Origin of the sequence: Belnapia arida, from assembly GCF_016773205.1 — a bacterium.
Lineage (GTDB): Bacteria > Pseudomonadota > Alphaproteobacteria > Acetobacterales > Acetobacteraceae > Belnapia > Belnapia arida.
In genome coordinates, this window is sequence record NZ_JAETWB010000027.1 from 1 (window position 1) to 16,563 (window position 16,563).

Sequence of the window (16,563 nt, forward strand, 5' to 3'; positions counted from 1 at the left end):
GTTACCTTGTGCCCGAAACCGAAGAGTGCCTTCACACGGCAAGGGTCACAGGTTCAATCCCTGTCGCACCCACCATCACCCGCTCTGGCAGCCCCATCCATTTCAGATCGTTTCACGGCGCTGATGCGCTGGCATAATAACCGCGGTATCCTTGAGCGTCTTGCCAGCCTGACGGGAGAGAGGAGCATGTCCATCGCAGAGGTGCCGTTGCCGCATCCGATGCGGCGTGACGTCATGGCGCCGAAGCCGGCATGACGCTGTCCACCCGCATCCTGCTGGTCATCGCCATCTGCCTGCTGCCGATCATCGCCCTCCAGGGGGCGTTCAGCTGGTCGCAATGGTCGCAGCGCAAGGCGCAGCTCGACACCGTCGCCATCCGCCAGGCCGAGCTGCTGGGCGGCACCATCTCCGGCATCGCCGAGGGGGCGCGCATCCTGCTCGGCGCCGCGGCGGAGTACCGGCAGGTGCGCATCTTCGGGGCGGACTGCAACGCGCGGCTCTCGGCCCTTCGCCAGTACGCCCTCGGCTATGCCTTCATCGCCTTGGTGGACGAGACAGGGCGCGTCCGCTGCGCCTCGGACCCGGCCCTGCTCGGCCTGGCGGAGCCGCCGGCCTGGGCGGAGGAGGCGCGGGCGGCCCGCAACTTCACCGCCGGGCGTTTCACCCGGCTGCCGCAGGTGCCGGGCGGCGTGCTGCCCTTCTTTCTGCCGGCCGTCGGGCCGGGAGATGCCCACCCGACGGTGCTGGTCGCCGCCCTCGACCTCGACTGGCTGGCCCGCAGCCTCTCCGGACTGAAGCGCAGCAGCGCCGCGCTGCTGACCAATGGCGTGCTCACCATCGCCGATGCGAATGGCGTGATCCTGGCGCGCGACCAGCGGCACGAGGAGTTCGTCGGCGCCCGCTTCCCGCCCGCCGCGCTGACCTTGCTGGGGGAGACGCGGCCGGGCACGCTGCGCATCCGCAGCATCGACGGCACCAACCGGCTGGTCGGCTTCGTGCCGCCGACGGCGGCGAGCCACAACCTCGCCGCCGTGGTCGGCTTCGCCGAGGCGGAGCTGATGGCGGATGTCGAGCGGAGCCTGCTGCAAAGCGCCTTGATGGTAGCGTCCGTGGCGCTCGTCGTCTTCCTGATGACGCGGCTGGTGGCGCGGCGCTTCATCGAGGCGCCGACGCGGGCCTTGCTTGCCGTGGCACATCGCTGGGGCCAGGGCGAGCTGGCGGCGCGGGCGCCGGAGCGCGACCGGCGCTCCGAATTCGGCAAGATCGCCGCGGCCTGGAATGCCATGGCGGCGCAGCTCCAGCGGCGCGAGGAGGAGCTGCGGCATCATGCCGATGCGCTGGAGGCGCGGGTCGAGGAGCGGACGCGGGAGCTGATGCGGACCAATGACCGGCTCAGCACCGAGATCGAGGAGCGGCGCCAGGCCGAGGCGGCGCTGCTCCAGGCGCAGAAGGTCCAGGCGGTGGGCCAGCTGGCGGGCGGCATCGCGCATGACTTCAACAACGTGCTTCAGGCGGTGCTCGGCGGCACCAGCCTGATCCGCCGGCGGGCGGAGGACCCGTCTGCCATCCGCCGCCTCACCGACATGGTGGAGGAGGCGGCGCGGCGCGGCGAGGCGGTGACGCGGCGGCTGCTCGCCTTCTCCCGGCGGGAGGAGCTGCGGGCCGTGCCGCTCGACCTCGGGCGGCTGCTGGCCGACCTGCGGGACGTGCTGGCGGCGACGCTCGGCGGGCGCATCCGCGTGGTGGCGGAGGCGGCGCCGGGCCTGCCCCCGGTGCTGGCCGACCGCAGCCAGTTCGAGACGGTGCTGCTCAACCTCGCCACCAATGCACGGGACGCCATGCCGGATGGCGGCACGCTGACGCTGCGGGCCGCGGCTGCCGTCATCGGGCCCGAGGGCGGCGCCAACGGGCTGGCGGCGGGCGACTACGTCCATCTGCTGGTGGAGGATACCGGCGAGGGAATGGACCAGGCGACGCTCGCCCATGCCACCGAGCCCTTCTTCACCACCAAGCCGCTGGGCCAGGGCACCGGCCTCGGCCTCGCCATGGCCAACAGCTTCGCCCAGGGCTCGCGCGGGGCGCTGGCGATCGAGAGCGAGGTGGGGCGGGGCACGCGCGTCTCGCTCTGGCTGCCGGTGACGCGGGCGGAGACGGCAGTGGAGCGGGTGGAGATGGCCGCCGCGGCCGGAGGCCCCTCCCCCGTCCGGGCCGGGCACCGGCCGCGGGTGCTGCTGGTGGATGACGAGCCGCTGGTGCGCCGGCTGCTGGCCGGCGAGCTGGCCGATGCGGGCTATGAGGTGGTGGAGGCGGCGGATGGGGCGCTGGCGCTCGGCCAGCTGTCGCGGGGCGAGTCCTTCCAGCTGCTCGTCACCGACCTGGCGATGCCGGGGATCGACGGCGTCAGCCTGATCAAGGAGGCACAGGAACGCCATCCCGGCCTGCCGGCGATCCTGGTGACGGGCTATGCCGGGGATGCAGCCAACCTGGCGGTGGGCGCGGTGGTCGGCGGGCCCTTCGCATTGATGCGGAAGCCGGTTTCCGGGGCGCGGCTGCTCGATCAGATGGCGGCGCTGCTTCCCGGGACACGGCTGCCGGCCAGGGTGGGATAGCGGGCTGGCCGCCCGCTCCGGACCCTATCGCAGCGAGGCGCAGCCCTGGCGGACATGGGCCATCTCCTGCGCGGTGAGGCTGGCGCCCTGCTGGAAGCGGAAGACGGCGTCGCTGCATCGCCGGTCGATCGGCAACGGCACGCGGACGGGGTGGCGCGCCGTCGCGGCGACGGCCACGGGCGGCGTTTCGGGCGGCAACGCCCCGGGGGCCGGCAAAGGCACGGGCTCGGCCAACGCAACCGGGCGAGGCTCGGCAAGTATGACCGGGCGAGGCTCGGCGAGCGCGACCGTGCGGGGCTCGGGCAGCGCCGGGGTGGCGACCTCCAGGGGGCCAGGCTCCTCAACCACGCGGGCGGCCTCGGCGACGACGCCGAAGCCGGTGCCCGGGCTGGGCAGTGCGGCGACCGGCTCCTGCGGCATCAGCAGCGCGGTGACGAAGCCGAGGCCGAAGATGCCGAGCACGCCGCAACCGACCATCCCGGCGCGCAGGACCCGCGCGGCGGGCGGCAGCATGCGAGGGCGCCAAGCGCGGCGGTCCGGCCCGGGCTCCGGCAACAGGCCGTCCAGCGCCTCCCAGGTCACGCTGGCCTGCAGGATGCGGCGCAGCACGCCAACCCACCGGCCGCGATCGGCGATGGTCAGCACCTGGTCATAGGTGAAGGCATCCTCGATCCGCGCATGCAGGCTGCCGAGTTCCTGCGGCGTGACCTCGCACTGGATGACCGGCAGGTAGCCACGGCACTGCGCGGAGAAGTCGACGGCGTTCAGCAGGCGGCGAAGATGCGCCTCGGCCTGCGGGGTGCGCATGGGCAGCAGGTCGACCAGGGCGACGCCGATCTCGGCATGGGCGAGGACGAAGCAGCCGCCGCCGACCGTCCCAGGGGCGGCACCCCTTACCTCGCCGGCGCGGCAGCGGCCGATCAACACCCAGTCGGGCGGCAGTGCGGCCTCGAAGGCGGGCTGGAAATCGAGCAGCTTGGGCTGCATGACCGCGGAGCCATCCGTCGCGGGCAAGGCAGCGCCTTCGGCCGGTCCATCTGGGCGCACAGCAACCTCTCAGGCATGGGCGGGGCAACCCCGAAAGGCGGCCCGCGCCAAGTGTTTAGGAGCGGAGACGGTGGCACGGAAGGCGAATAAGCCCTCTTCGCCAAAGCGTGTAGCAAGCCCGCGCTCCGGGGTGGGAGGCATGTCGGCAAAAGGGCCGCCGGTCAAGCATTCAAGGCGTTGCGGCTTGTCCTTGCCGGCTTGCTCCATGCCGGTATCGACCGATTGATGACTATGCCCCGTTCCTCCAGAAAAACACCTCTTGCCGGGCGCCGACGATCGTCGCCATGGTCTATGCCATGAGGGCAGGAACACGACACGGCGCATTGATGCACTGGCGGTGCGCGCTTCTCAACATATGCGCGATCCTGGGCGCCCTGTATACCGTCGTGCGCGAAGGTTGGGACCTCAATGCCGATGGGGTGATGAGCCTGCAGGAGCTGGCGCTGATCTTCGTCCGGCTGCTGGCCTTCCCGGTGCATGTGCTGATGCAGCTGATGCCGGCCTCGCTGCTCGGGCTGTTCGGCTTGCCGCCGGACGCCCCCTGGCCCTCTTCCGCCCTGCTCGCCGTCGGGCTCAGCCTGCCGCTCTGGGGCATCTTCGTCATCGGCGGGCTAATGGTTGAGGCCTGGCTGGAGCTGTCGGCGGAGGGTGCCGACAAGGGACAGGGGCCGGTGCGGGGAATGCCGCGGGTCTAGGGCTTCCCGCAAAACCGCTTCGCGGCTTTGCGGGGCCCCGAGTTGGCGCCTGCGTCCTGGGCCTCAGGCCCGGCACGGCTTTCCGCAGCGAAGCCCTGCAACGATACCGGGCCAAGCCCTTAGCGGGCCGGCGGCGGAGCCTCGGGCCTGTCTCCGTGCGCGCCGTGATGCGGGCCACGATGGTGGTGATGCGGGCGGAGCGGCAGTTCGTCCATGGTGATGCCGTTGTCGCCATTGGCGTCGATGGCGCGGAAGCGGGCCTCGGCCAGTGGGCGGACCTCGTCGAGCGTCACCCGGCCGTCGCGGTTGGCGTCCGCGGCGCGGAACATCATCGCCACAATGCGGGCCTGCATCGGGCCCATCTCGCGCGGCGGCGGGGCCGGCGGCGCGCCTGCGGCGGGGGGCGGCGGCATCAGCCGGGCGGAGGTCGCCTCCTCCAGCGCCAGGGCGCCGTCCTTGTTGCGATCGGCCTCGGCGAAACGGGCCTGGACGAAGGACCAGCCTTCCTCCTGCGTGATGCGGCCGTCGCCATTGGCGTCGATGCGGGCGAACATGCCGGGGGGGCCGCCCGGGGGCGGGGGCGTGGGCTGCGCGAGGGCCGGCAGGGCGACGGCGGCCAGCGCGGTCCCCAGCAGTGCCGAACGGATCGTCCTCATGGGTGCTCCTTCAGGCCGTGTGTGGCCTGAGGGAGCTTCGCCGCGCCCTGTAACCCGCGCATGACGGCAGGAGTGAGGAAACGTATCATTTGCGGCCGGGCGTGCCATCTTCGCCCAGGTCCCACCACATTCCGGCGAAGGCGAGCAGGCCCTCGCGGGCGGGGGCGATCAGCAGGTGCTCGTCCGGCCCGTGCTGCTTGCAGCCGTTGTAGCTGTGCGGCACCCAGACCAGCGGCACGCCGAGATGGTCGACGAAGACATCGCCCGGCAGGCCGCCGGAGCTGTTGGGAATGATCTGCACGGCCTTGCCGAGCGAGCGCTCCATGCTCGACTGCGCCCAGCGGACCCAGGGGTGGTCGGGGGCGGTGCGGCTGGCGGCCATGCGGATGCCCGCATTCTCGATCCGCACCTGCTGCAGGCCATGGGCATCGAGATGATGGCGGAGCGCGGCCTCGAAGCCGGCGGTATCCGAATCCACGGTGTAGCGGATCTGGCAATGGGCACGGGCGTCGGGGGCGACGGCGTTGACCGGGTTCTCCGGCCGGCCGCTGAGCATCGCGAGGACGATCAGGCTGTTCCAGCCATAGATTTTCTCAGCGGGCGTCAGGCCAGGCTCGCCCCAACCCTCGTCGATGGTCGCCGCCCCTTCCCCGCCGCCGACCGGGCAGCCTTCCAGCACGCCGCGCACGGAAGCGGGGACGCCGTTGCGGGGCAGCCAATCGCGCACCAGGATCTTGCCGTTGCGGTCCATGATGGTGGAGAGGGCATGGGCCAGGATGATCGCCGGGTCGGTGGTCAGCCCGCCCCAATGGCCGGAATGCACGCCCCCCTCGCGCAGCCTGACCAGCAGGTCGAAGTGGTAGGTGCCGCGGGTGCCGGTGGCGATGGTCGGCACCAGGGGATCGACGCGGGGGCCGTCGGAGGCGATCAACGCATCGGCGGCCAGCGCCTCGGCATGCGCCGCGACGAACTCGCGGAGGCCCTTGCTGCCGCGCTCCTCGGCCATCTCCAGCACGAGCTTGACGTTGAAGCCGAGGCGGCCGCCGCGTTCGGCGAGCACCGCCTCCAGCGCGGCCAGGTTGAGGGCGTGCTGGCCCTTGTTGTCGGCGGTGCCGCGGCCGTACCAGCGGTCGCCCTCCTCGGTCAGGCCCCAGGGTGCGAGGCCCGGGCGCCACTGGTCCTCGAGGCCGCGGACGGTGTCCCCATGGCCGTAGAGCAGGATGGTGGGGCGGGCGGGGTCTTCGATCCGCTCGGCGGTCAGGATGGGGCCGAAGCCGGGGAGCGGGTTCGCGTGGATGGTGGCGGCGAAGCCCATGCGCTCCAGCCAGGGGCGGATGGCCTCGGCGAGATAGGTCTCGAGGGCCGCCTCGGCGCCGGGCTCCTGCGAGGTGGAGGGATACTCCACCAGCCGGGCGAGCAGCGACCGGAAGCCGCCCTCGTCGAAGAAGCGGGCCGCGCGGGTCAGGGCGCCGTCACGGGATGGCATGGCAGGTCCTCGGCAAGGATCGGGGCAAGGGTCGGGGTACAGTGTGGCCGAGGATGCAGGCTTCGGACAAATTCCCCAAGCGGGTGATGCCACGGTGAGTCGGGTGGGGCCGATGCTGGGAGCTTCCGCGTCGATCTAAAAATAAACAGGACTTCCTGCCTGGATCGTCAAGCCACCTAGCGACTTGCCCGCCACAGGAGGAAGGGCGCCAGTTCCGGCAGGCGGCGGGGCTCCGTCAGCGGGCCGGTGAGGCGGAGCGCGATCTCGGGTGCCTCGGCGACGGGGCGGGTGGCGAGGCGGAGGTCGAGGGCGCTGCGGGCGAGGTCGATCGTGCCGCTTGCCGTGGCGGCGGCGCCGCCTTCGGTGGCGAGGTTGGCGCCGGCGAGGGTGATGCGGCCTTCGGCGAGGGAGGCCTTGGCTTCCAGCCGCTCGAAGGCGGTGGCGCCGGCGGCGAGGGCAGCGCGGAGGGCCCCCTGGTCGGGGCCGGTCGGGGCTAGGCTGTCCTGCAGGGCGGCGAGGTCGGCGCCGACCAGCACGCCGTCCTGCATGGCCAGCGCGAGGTTGCCCGCGAGCGTCGCGGTGAGCGCCGCCGCGCTATGTCCGGTGGCGTGCAGGGCGGCCTCGGCCGTCACCTGGCCGGCACCGAGATCGAGGGGGAGTCCGAAGAGCGGCTCGCCGATCGTGGCGCCGTCGAGCCTGGCCTCAAGGGCGAGGCGGGGCGGACTCGCCATTCCCTCCGCCAGCAGGTTGCCCCGGAGCGTGCCGCCGGCGAGCCGCGCCTGCACACCGTCGAGGCGGAGGGTGCCGGAGTCCAGCTTCAGCGTGCCGGAGAAGGCCTCCAGCGGGGTCCAGCCGAGGGGTTCGAGCCGGCCGGCCTCCACCGCGAGGTCGGCGTCGAGCAGGCCGAGGCGGTCGAAGCCGACGGGATCGCTGCCGCGCAGCGCGGGCGTCGGCAAGGGCAGGCGTTCGGCGGCGAGACGGCCGGTGAGGCGGGGGCGCGGCCTGGCCAGGGCCAGGGCGAGCTGGCTGCGCAGGCGGAGCGTGCCGGCGACGAGGTCCAGGCGATCGGCGGTGAGCGTGGGTGTGCTGCCAAGCTGGCCGGCGAGGCTGGCGATCAGCGAGAAAGACCCCTCCCCCAGCCAGTCCGCCACATCCATGCCAAGCAGTGGGGCGAGGAGACGCGGGGCACCGGGATGGCGCAGCGTCAGCGTGCCGGCGCCACGGCGGGCGCGGGTATCGAGCGTCGCCGCGGCCTCGACGCGGAGGCTGCCGACATCGCCCTCGGCCCTGAGCGCCACCGCCTCGGGCGCGCCGCCGCCGGAGAGGCGCAGCCCGACGGGCTGGGCGAGCAGCGGCGCCCAGCCGGGCGGCAGCAGCGGGGCCAGGACGGTGGCGTTGGAGCCGCTCGCCTCCAGCGTCACGTCGGAGGCGCGTGGGGTGGGGGCCAGCTGGGCGGCGCCGGAGGCGGCGAGGTCCAGCTCGCCGAGGCGGAAGGCGAGGCGGCGGAGCGCAAGCCGGCCGTCCTCGATGGTGGCGTCGAGGGTGGCGCGCTCGGCGGCGAATTGGTCGAGGGTCAGGCGGTCGGCGGCAAGGCGGAGATTGAGGTCGATGCCGCCGAGCTGGCCGGCCCCGGGCAGCAGGCCGTCGAGGTCGAGCCGGTCGAGGGTGAGGCCGAGGCCGACCTGCGGCCGGGCGCCGCCGAGGCGGAGCGATCCAGCGCCGGTGACGCGGGTCTCGTCCACGGTCGCCGTGATGTCGGAGAGGGTGGCCTGGCCGTTCTCGAGCGCGAGGCGAAGGCGGCCTTCGGCGGAATGGAGGCGGGCGGGATCGGTGCCGGCGAGCGGCAGGCCGAGGGCGGTCAGCGTCTCGCGCAGCGCCCGGCCGGAGAAGCGGAGGGCGAGTTCCATGCGCGGGCCGGCGGTGGCGCCGGCGACGTCCAGCTCCATTTCGCCGGGCAGCAGGGCGCTGACGTCGGAGAGGGTGAGGCGGTCGCCTTCGAGGAAGAAGCCGCCGCGCAGCCGCCGCAGCGGGATGCCGCCGAAGCCCGTCGCCTCGGCCGAGAGGTCGATGCTGACCGGAATGGGCAGAGCGCGGGCACTGCCGCGGGTCTGCCGGAGGGCGGCGAACCAGGCATCGAGGTCGAGCCGGCCGGCGGTGAGCGCGATGTCGAGCCGGGCTTCGGGCGCGAGGCGGAGGGTGGCGGCGCCGCGGGCGGGTTGGCCGGCAAGGTCGATGGAGAGGTCATCGGCGGCGAGGAGGTCGGCGGCGACGGTGAGGCGGCCGGTGGCACGGAAGGCGCTAGGTGGGGCGGGCAGCAGCAGGGAAAGGTCGGGGCCGGCGGACTCCATCCGCCCGTCGAAGCCGTCGGAGGCGAGGACGCCACGGGCGGTCAGCGTCGAGCCGGCCAGGGCGAGCGAGAGGTCGAGCGGGGCGACGCCGTCGAAGCCGGCGCGGCCGAGCTGGCCGGCGAAGCGAATGGCATAGCCGCGCCAGGCGAGCGTGCCCTCCGCACTCAGCGCCTCGGCGGCGGCGCCGGTCCGGAGCCGGGCGTTCAGCGCCTCGAATTGCAGGCCGCCGAGCTTCAGGCGGCAATCCTCGAGGCGCGCGTCGAGGGCGGAGAGCCAGGTCGGCGGGCGGAGGCCCGGCAGGGCGGTGGGCGGCCAGGGCATGGTGATCTCGCCGCCGACGAGCGCGATCTCGCGCGGCTCCAGATGGCCGGCGAGGAGGGCGCCGAGATCGAGGCGGAGGCGCATGGCGCGCGCCGTGATGGTCAGACCGTCGTCGTTGGAACCGATGGCGACAGCGGCGGCCTCGACGCGGGGCTGGGGCAGGAGCGTCAGGGTGATGCGGCCGCCGAGCGTCACCGGGCGGCCGAGCCGGGTGCTGGCGATCTCGGCGAGGCGCGCGCGGTAGGGCTCCCAGTCCAGCAGGCGGGGGCCGACCCAGAGCGCGGCGGCGAACAGCGCCAGCAGCGGCAGGAGAATGGCCGCGAGGCGGCGCATCAGGCGGGGGGCGGGCCCCAGCCGCCGCCGCCCGGGGTCTCCACCACCAGCGCGTCGCCAATGGCGAGGTCGGCGCTGCCGCTGTTGCCGGGGATGGGCTCGATGCTGCCATTGGCGCGCTCGACCCATTGCCGGCCGGGCAGGCCGTCGGCGCCGCCCATCATCCCGTGCGGCGCGACGTTGCGGCGGGAGGCGACGACGATGGCCTGCATCGGGCGGAGGAAGCGGATGCGCCGCCGGGCGCCGTCGCCGCCACGCCACTGGCCCGCACCGCCGGAGCCGCGGCGGATGGCGAACTCCTCCAGCCGCACGGGGTAGCGGAGTTCCAGGATCTCCGGGTCGGTCATGCGGGTATTGGTCATATGGGTCTGCACCGGGCCCCAGCCGTCGAATCCAGGGCCGGCACCGACGCCGCCGCAGACCGTTTCATAATACTGATAGAGATCGTCACCGAAAATCACGTTGTTCATGGTGGCCTGGGCGGAGGCGCAGGCGCCCAGCGCCGCGAGCAGGGCGTTGCAGGTCATCTGGCTGACCTCGGTATTGCCGGCGACGACGGCGGCGCCCCCTCCTTCACCATGGGGCAGCGGCGAGAGGAAGGTGCCGGAGGGGACGACGATCTCCAGAGGCTTGAGGCAGCCGTCATTCAACGGGATCTCCTCGCCGACCAGGGCACGGAAGCAATAGAGCACGACGGCGCGGCAGACGGCGGCAGGAGCGTTGAAATTCGACGGGCGCTGCGGGCCGGTGCCGGTGAAGTCGATCACGGCGCGGCGTCCCTCGCGGTCGACGCGGACGGCGACGACGAGGGGCGTGCCGTCATCGGTGGTGGTGCGGAACTCGCCGTCCTGGAGCCTCGCCAGGACGCGGCGGACGCTCTCCTCCGCATTGTCCATGACGTGGCGCATATAGGCGCGGACGGTGTCCAGCCCCTGCTCGCGGACGGCGCGCTGCAGTTCCTGCACGCCCTTCTCGTTGGCGGCGATCTGCGCCTTGATGTCGGCGACGTTCACGTCCGGGCTGCGCGCCGGGTATCTCGCCGCGGCGAGCAGGGCGCGGAACTCGGCCTCGCGGAAGCGGCCCTGCTTCACGAGAAGGAAATCGTCGATGACGACGCCCTCCTCCTCCAGCGTGCGGGACAGCGGGGGCGTGGATCCGGGCGTCAGGCCGCCGATATCGGCGTGGTGGCCGCGGCTTCCGAGGAAGAAGAGGATCTCCCTGCCCGCCGCGTCGAAGACGGGGGTGATGACGGTGACGTCCGGCAGGTGGGTGCCGCCGTTATAGGGGTTGTTCAGCGCCACCACGTCGCCGGGGCGGAGCGTCTTGCCGCGCTGGCGGATGACGGTGCGGACGCTCTCGCCCATGGCGCCGAGATGGACGGGGACGTGGGGGGCATTGGCGACGAGGCCGCCCTCGCTGTCGAAGATGGCGCAGGAGAAGTCGAGCCGCTCCTTGATGTTCACGCTGAGGGAGGTGTTCTGCAGGACGGCGCCGGTCTGCTCGGCGATGGACATGAAGAGGTTGTTGAACAGCTCCAGCATCACCGGGTCGGGGCGGCCGGTGACCTCGGTATGCGTCGCCTCGCGCGGCGTGGTGCGGCGGAGGATGAGGTGGTTGAGGGGGGTGAGCTCGGCGGTCCAGCCGGGCTCGACCACCGTCGTCGCATTGGCCTCGCGGATCAGGGCGGGGCCCGCGAGGCGGTCGCCGGCGAGCAGCGCTTCGCGGTCGTAGACGGGGGCAGAATGCTCGGCGCCGGCGGCGAAGAGGGGGACGGTGTCGAGCAGGGGGATCGCCTCGCCGGGGGTGCGGGCGGGGAGCTTGGCTTCCTCGACGGATTCGCCGGCGGCGGTCACCTCGGCGATGCAGGCCTCGACGACGACCTGGCGCTCGGGCGTGGCGAAGCCGAAGCGCGCACGATGGGCCGCGGTGAAGGCGGCAACCACCACGTCATGCGCACCGAAGGGGATGGGGAGGAAGCTGTCGGTGCCGGCATAGCGGAGATGCAGGCGACGGGCGGCGGCGATGCGGCCGGCCTCGGCACCCTGATGGAGAAGTTCGGCGCGGCCTTCCCCGGCAAGGCGGTCGAGGGTTTCGGCGAGACCTGCCATCGAGTCCGGCGAGAGCGGGGCTTCGACGGCGGCCTCGCGGATCACCGTCTGGTCGGCGAGGCCCATGCCGTAGGCCGAGAGCACGCCGGCGAAGGGGTGGATGAAGACCGTCTCCATGCCGAGCTCGTCGGCGACGAGGCAGGCATGCTGGCCGCCGGCGCCGCCGAAGCATTGCAGGGCGTGGCGGGTGACGTCATGGCCCTTCTGGATGGAGACCTGCTTGATGGCGTTCGCCATGTTGGCGACGGCGACGCGGAGGAAGCCTTCCGCGACCGCGCGGGGCTCGGGCGTCTCGCCGGTGGCGGCGGCGATCTCGGCGGCCAGTGCGGTGAACTTCTCCCGCACGACATCGGCGTCGAGCGGCTGGTCGGCATCGGGGCCGAAGATCGGCGGGAAGTGGCGCGGCTGGATCTTGCCGACCATGACATTGGCGTCGGTCACGGTGAGCGGGCCGCCGCGGCGGTAGCAGGCCGGGCCGGGAACGGCACCGGCGCTTTCCGGCCCGACGCGGTAGCGGGCGCCGTCGAAGGCGAGGACGGAGCCGCCGCCGGCGGCCACCGTGTTGATCGCCATCATCGGCGCGCGCATCCGCACGCCGGCGACCAGCGTCTCGAAGGCGCGCTCGAACTCGCCGGCATAGAGGGCGACATCGGTGGAGGTGCCGCCCATGTCGAAGCCGATGATGCGGTCGAGGCCCGCCATGCCGGCGGTGCGCGCGGCACCGACGATGCCACCGGCGGGGCCGGAGAGGATGGCGTCCTTGCCCTGGAAATGCCCGGCCTCGGTGAGGCCGCCATTCGACTGCATGAAGTAGAGACGCACGCCGGGGAGCTCGCCGGAGACCTGCTCCACATAGCGGCGGAGGATCGGGGAGAGGTAGGCATCGACCACCGTCGTGTCGCCGCGCGGGACGATGCGGGGCAACGGGCTGGCCTGGTGGCTGAGCGAGACCTGTGGGAAGCCGACCTCGCGCGCGATCTCGCCGAGGCGAAGCTCATGGGCGGGATGCGCCCAGGCATGCATCAGCACGATGGCGACGGCACGGATGCCGTCGGCGTAGGCGGCTTCGAGGGCGGCGCGGGCGGTGGCCTCGTCGAGCGGCTCCAGCTCCTCGCCGGTGACGGCGATGCGGCCGCCGATCTCGGCGACCTGCTCGTGCAGCAGGTCTGGAAGCCTGACCGCGAGGTCGAAGAGGCGCGGGCGGGCCTGGTTGCCGATGCGGAGCATGTCGGCGAAGCCGCGGTTGACGAGCAGCAGCACGCGCTCGCCCTTGCGCTCCAGCAGCGCGTTGGTGGCGACCGTCGTGCCCATCTTCACCGCCTCGATCATCCCCCGCGGCATGGCGGCATCGGGGGCGAGGCCCGCTTCCCGCGCCAGGATCTGGCGGATGCCGGCGACGGCGGCGTCGCGGTAGCGGCCGGGATTCTCGGAAAGCAGCTTCGCCGTGGTGAGGCGGCCGGCGGGGTTGCGGGCGACGATGTCGGTGAAGGTGCCGCCGCGATCGATCCAGAACTGCCAGCCTGCGTCCATGATCGCCTCCATTCGCGCCGTGATGGCGCCCCCTCGCCCGACGCGCAAGGCCGCCGCCGCCTCGTTGACGATTTATCGATATTTTGTCAATGTTCCTGGCATGGCCGAACCCCGTCCCGTCGTCTCCTCCGCACACCTGGCCGCCGGCGCCTCGCCAGGCCTGTCCGAGGTGGAATACGGGCTGATCCTCGCCGGCCATGCCTTCCAGCGCTGGATGGTGCTGTGCGCCGCGGCGGCGGGAGCGGCGGGGCTATCGCCGGTCGAGGTGCTCATCCTGCACTCGGTGCATCACCGCGGGCGGGCGAAGCGGCAGGCGGAGATCCTCCTCGCGCTCGGCATCGAGGATGCGCATATCGCCACCTATGCCATCCGCAAGCTCGATGCAGCGGGGCTGGTGACGACGAGCCGCCAGGGCAAGGAGAAGCTGGTCGCGGCGACGCCGGCGGGGGCGGCCTTCTGCGCGCGCTATGCCGAAGTCAGGGAGAGGCTGCTGGCCGGGGCGGTGCGTGACAGCGGGCCACCGGCGGCGGCGCTTTCGGAAGTGGCGGGGCTGCTGCGGACCCTGTCGGGCTTCTACGACCAGGCCTCGCGGGCGGCGGCGACGCTGTAGCGCGGTCGGCCCAGGCTCCCGTCTGCCAAAGGAGGCCTACTTCGGCACTCTCGGCCAGCCAGTTCCGCTTGAAAAGAAGACAGCCCTGTCAAGCCACGCCAAGACGGGAGGCGATGGACGGTGTCCGGGAACCGGAACTGGTGCAATCACCGGCCAAAGTCGGCTGTAACTCTCGATATCGCGAGCGGGATGGGCAGCAAGCCGTACCGCCCTGACAGTCTCCGAGTCGGCCGGCCCAATATTGATTGCCATTCGTCTAGTTCTCGCCATGAAAAACCACGCGAATTGCATTGCGGAGGCTGATTGCTGCTTTCGGTATTCGGGCCGGTCCGGGGCCTCCACGGCGGCGGGGGCGGCATCGGCTGGCGGCGACCCGGGCGGCCGTCGTCCCGGGCTCGGGCGGCGGCCAACCTTTCGCGCCCGGCAGCGGCAACCCATCTAGCGGGCGAGCGGGGCCTCTCCCCGTCTGCCTCCGGCATGGTAAGGCTGACCTGGCAAAGGCTGGGGCGAGAGCAATGGGGTGCGGCGCTTGACCCTCTGGGGCAAGATCATCGGCGGGGTGACGGGCTTCATGACCGGCGGGCCGCTCGGCGCCGTGGTCGGGGCGGCGCTCGGCCATGCGGCGGACCAGGGCGGGCGAGCGGCGGGCAACCCCTTCGGTGCCTTGTTCGGGCGTTCCGCGGTGCGGCAGGCGGCCGACGCGGCCGCGCTGCTGGGCAGCAAGGAGCAGCTCTTCGCCATCACTGTCGTCGTGCTGGCGGCCAAGCTCGCCAAATGCGACGGGCCGGTGAAGCGCGAGGAGATCGACGCCTTCAAGCGGATGTTCCGCATCCCGCCCGAGAACCTGCGCGAGGTGGCGGCCCTGTTCGACCAGGCGCGGGACAGCGCCGACCCGCCGGAGCCCTTCGCCGAGAAGCTCGGGGAGAGCTTCGCCGACAACAAGGGGATGCTGGAGGACGTGCTCGGGGCGCTGTTCCAGATCGCCAGGGCGGACGGCCCGCTGACCAAGGCGGAGCTGGCCTTCCTCCAGGGGACGCAGCGCGGGTTCGGCCTGGATGCGGCGGCCTGGGAGCGGGCGCGGGACGGGCGCAGCTCCCGCGCGGCGGGTGATCCGGCGGCGGCGAGCGGGCCGGACCCCTACACCATCCTCGGCGTGGCGCGGGACGCGCCGGACGATGCCGTGCGCCAGGCCTGGCGGCGGCTCATGCGGGAGAACCATCCCGACAGCCTGGCCTCGCGCGGCGTGCCCGCGGAATTCGTCAAGCGGGCGACGGAGAAGGTGGCCGAGATCAACGCCGCCTGGGACCGCGTCAAGCGGGAGCGGAAGCTCTGAGGGTCGTCGATGCGCCGAGCCCGAATCAGGACGAGCGGCCGGCGGGCATGCCGGCCAACATCCTCATGCTCCACTACACGGGCATGCAGAGCGGCCGGGCGGCGATCGAGCGGCTGCGGGATCCGGTGGCGAAGGTTTCCTCGCATTACGTGGTCGAGGAGGACGGCACGGTCCTCCGGCTGGTGCCGGAGGAGCGGCGGGCCTGGCATGCCGGCATCTCGCACTGGCGCGGCCGCGCCGCGCTGAACGACCGCAGCATCGGCATCGAGATCGTCAATCCGGGGCATGACTGGGGGTATCGCCCCTTCCCTGCCCTGCAGATGGCCGCCCTTTGCGACCTCTGCCTCGACATCCTCGCGCGGCATCCGGTCGCGCCCTGGGATGTGGTCGGGCACAGCGACGTGGCGCCGGACCGGAAGCAGGACCCCGGCGAGCTCTTCGACTGGGAGGGGCTGGCGGCGAATGGCGTCGGCCTCTGGCCCGCGGCGGAGGCGGAGCCCGTGGAGGCGGGGCCGGAGGCGCTGCTGGCGGCCATCGGCTACCGGAGCGACCTGCCGCTGCCGGTGCTGCTCACCGCCTTCCAGAGGCGCTGGCGGCCGGAGCAGGTGGACGGCATCGCCGACGCCGGCTGCCTGGCGCGGCTGGCGGCCGTCGCCGCGATGATTCCGCCCGCGCCGCCGGAAGCCGGTTGACGCGGGGCTGACCGGGGGCGCATGACGCCGCCGCGTCAGGTGGCCGGGCGGCCGCTGGCGGGGTTGCAAGGCCCCGCTGGAGGAAAGTCCGGGCTCCACGGGAATACGATGCCGGCCAACGGCCGGCGGGGGTCGAACCGCAAGGGGCGGCCTTCAGGGAAAGTGCCACAGAGAAGAGACCGCCGGGCCGCCGCGAGGCTGCCCGGCAAGGGTGAAACGGTGCGGCAAGAGCGCACCGCGCCCCCGGCAACGGGGGCGGCAGGGCAAACCCCATCGGGAGCAAGGCCGAATAGGGGCGACCGGCGCGGGTGGGCTTCGGCCCGCCTGGCGCGGGGGCATTCCCGCCCCGTCGCCCGGGTTGGCCGCGTGAGGCGCACCGCAAGGTGCGTCCCAGAGGAATGGTCGCCTCGTCCCCGGTTTTCCGGGGGCGGACAGAACCCGGCTTACAGGCCACCTGGCGCATTTTCCCCACAGCTTCATCCACGGAACCGCCCACATCCGGCCGGTGCGGATAAGGAACAAACCGGGTAAGTATAACATATTGCTTTCGATCGCAGATGATTTCTCATGCGGTAGCGATGCCGGCCTCTAAGGCCTTAGGAATCGGGCAATTTGTCGGGCGCATTTAGTGGGTCGAAACGGTATTCGTGCTTGTGGTCCCACGAAATCCCGTGCTATCCCAAGTCATCCCGACGATGGGTCCAAAGCTCGGGGGGGCGAGGGATCCAAAGCGGGATGGTCGGGCGAGCCGGCGGGGTCGGGGGGCCCCGCCGGCCCGCTAACCCCAGGGGCCGC

Annotated in this window: 11 protein-coding genes and 1 other RNA gene; 7 read left to right on the forward strand and 5 right to left on the reverse strand. The window is 72.5% G+C overall.

Annotated elements, in window-relative coordinates; translation table 11 throughout:
- Together JMJ56_RS34205 and JMJ56_RS25940 are read left to right on the forward strand one after the other, a co-directional pair.
- On the forward strand, positions 1-255 hold a 255-nt coding region (locus JMJ56_RS34205), incomplete at its 5' end, for a hypothetical protein (RefSeq protein ID WP_236038587.1).
- A complete protein-coding gene (locus JMJ56_RS25940) occupies positions 252-2,609 on the forward strand; it encodes an ATP-binding protein (RefSeq protein ID WP_202834661.1) in 2,358 nt (785 codons plus the stop codon). The genes JMJ56_RS34205 and JMJ56_RS25940, both read left to right, overlap by 4 nt.
- A gap of 24 nt (positions 2,610-2,633) precedes the next feature.
- Here the strand turns inward: JMJ56_RS25940 and JMJ56_RS25945 are convergent, their stop codons facing one another.
- Positions 2,634-3,596, reverse strand: a complete 963-nt coding sequence (locus JMJ56_RS25945) for a hypothetical protein (RefSeq protein WP_202834662.1) — start codon at positions 3,594-3,596, stop codon at positions 2,634-2,636.
- Positions 3,597-4,042: 446 nt separating this feature from the next.
- Between JMJ56_RS25945 and JMJ56_RS25950 the strand changes: the two genes are divergently transcribed.
- A complete protein-coding gene (locus JMJ56_RS25950) occupies positions 4,043-4,351 on the forward strand; it encodes a hypothetical protein (RefSeq protein ID WP_202834663.1) in 309 nt (102 codons plus the stop codon).
- A 119-nt stretch (positions 4,352-4,470) separates the two neighbouring features.
- Here the strand turns inward: JMJ56_RS25950 and JMJ56_RS25955 are convergent, their stop codons facing one another.
- The 4 genes from JMJ56_RS25955 to JMJ56_RS25970 all read right to left on the reverse strand — a co-directional run bounded on the left by JMJ56_RS25955 (position 4,471) and on the right by JMJ56_RS25970 (position 13,133).
- Complete coding sequence (locus JMJ56_RS25955) at positions 4,471-5,007, reverse strand: EF-hand domain-containing protein (protein WP_202834664.1); 537 nt, start codon at positions 5,005-5,007, stop codon at positions 4,471-4,473.
- 85 nt (positions 5,008-5,092) lie between these two features.
- Positions 5,093-6,493: a M20/M25/M40 family metallo-hydrolase gene (locus JMJ56_RS25960; RefSeq protein WP_202834665.1), complete on the reverse strand. Its 1,401-nt coding sequence runs from the start codon at positions 6,491-6,493 to the stop codon at positions 5,093-5,095.
- 176 nt (positions 6,494-6,669) lie between these two features.
- Positions 6,670-9,495 carry an AsmA family protein gene (locus JMJ56_RS25965; protein ID WP_202834666.1) on the reverse strand — a complete coding sequence of 942 codons (2,826 nt, stop codon included), beginning with the start codon at positions 9,493-9,495 and terminating at the stop codon, positions 6,670-6,672.
- Positions 9,495-13,133 (reverse strand): hydantoinase B/oxoprolinase family protein, encoded by a 3,639-nt coding sequence (locus JMJ56_RS25970; RefSeq protein WP_236038589.1) that lies wholly within the window; start codon positions 13,131-13,133, stop codon positions 9,495-9,497. Before JMJ56_RS25970 ends, JMJ56_RS25965 begins: the two co-directional genes overlap by 1 nt.
- 100 nt (positions 13,134-13,233) lie before the next feature.
- Here JMJ56_RS25970 and JMJ56_RS25975 point away from each other — a divergent pair, with 100 nt between their 5' ends.
- The 4 genes from JMJ56_RS25975 to rnpB all read left to right on the forward strand — a co-directional run bounded on the left by JMJ56_RS25975 (position 13,234) and on the right by rnpB (position 16,230).
- The gene (locus JMJ56_RS25975) at positions 13,234-13,743 is read left to right on the forward strand and encodes a winged helix DNA-binding protein (RefSeq protein ID WP_202834667.1); all 510 of its coding nucleotides are present in this window, start codon (positions 13,234-13,236) and stop codon (positions 13,741-13,743) included.
- 529 nt (positions 13,744-14,272) lie between these two features.
- Positions 14,273-15,076: a TerB family tellurite resistance protein gene (locus tag JMJ56_RS25980; protein WP_202834694.1), complete on the forward strand. Its 804-nt coding sequence runs from the start codon at positions 14,273-14,275 to the stop codon at positions 15,074-15,076.
- A gap of 47 nt (positions 15,077-15,123) precedes the next feature.
- Complete coding sequence (locus tag JMJ56_RS25985; RefSeq protein ID WP_202834668.1) at positions 15,124-15,768, forward strand: N-acetylmuramoyl-L-alanine amidase; 645 nt, start codon at positions 15,124-15,126, stop codon at positions 15,766-15,768.
- 35 nt (positions 15,769-15,803) lie between these two features.
- Positions 15,804-16,230: RNase P RNA component class A (rnpB, locus tag JMJ56_RS25990), an RNA gene on the forward strand.
- Positions 16,231-16,563: the final 333 nt, after the last annotated feature.

What these genes read in the sequence shown, in the direction of transcription:
- JMJ56_RS25940 (WP_202834661.1), top strand. Translation starts at nt 252, where the DNA reads ATGACGCTGTCCACCCGCATCCTGCTGGTCATCGCCATCTGCCTGCTG.
- JMJ56_RS25945 (WP_202834662.1), bottom strand. Translation starts at nt 3,596, where the DNA reads ATGCAGCCCAAGCTGCTCGATTTCCAGCCCGCCTTCGAGGCCGCACTG.
- JMJ56_RS25955 (WP_202834664.1), bottom strand. Translation starts at nt 5,007, where the DNA reads ATGAGGACGATCCGTTCGGCACTGCTGGGGACCGCGCTGGCCGCCGTC.
- JMJ56_RS25960 (WP_202834665.1), bottom strand. Translation starts at nt 6,493, where the DNA reads ATGCCATCCCGTGACGGCGCCCTGACCCGCGCGGCCCGCTTCTTCGAC.
- JMJ56_RS25965 (WP_202834666.1), bottom strand. Translation starts at nt 9,495, where the DNA reads ATGCGCCGCCTCGCGGCCATTCTCCTGCCGCTGCTGGCGCTGTTCGCC.
- JMJ56_RS25970 (WP_236038589.1), bottom strand. Translation starts at nt 13,133, where the DNA reads ATGGACGCAGGCTGGCAGTTCTGGATCGATCGCGGCGGCACCTTCACC.
- JMJ56_RS25975 (WP_202834667.1), top strand. Translation starts at nt 13,234, where the DNA reads ATGGCCGAACCCCGTCCCGTCGTCTCCTCCGCACACCTGGCCGCCGGC.
- JMJ56_RS25985 (WP_202834668.1), top strand. Translation starts at nt 15,124, where the DNA reads ATGCCGGCCAACATCCTCATGCTCCACTACACGGGCATGCAGAGCGGC.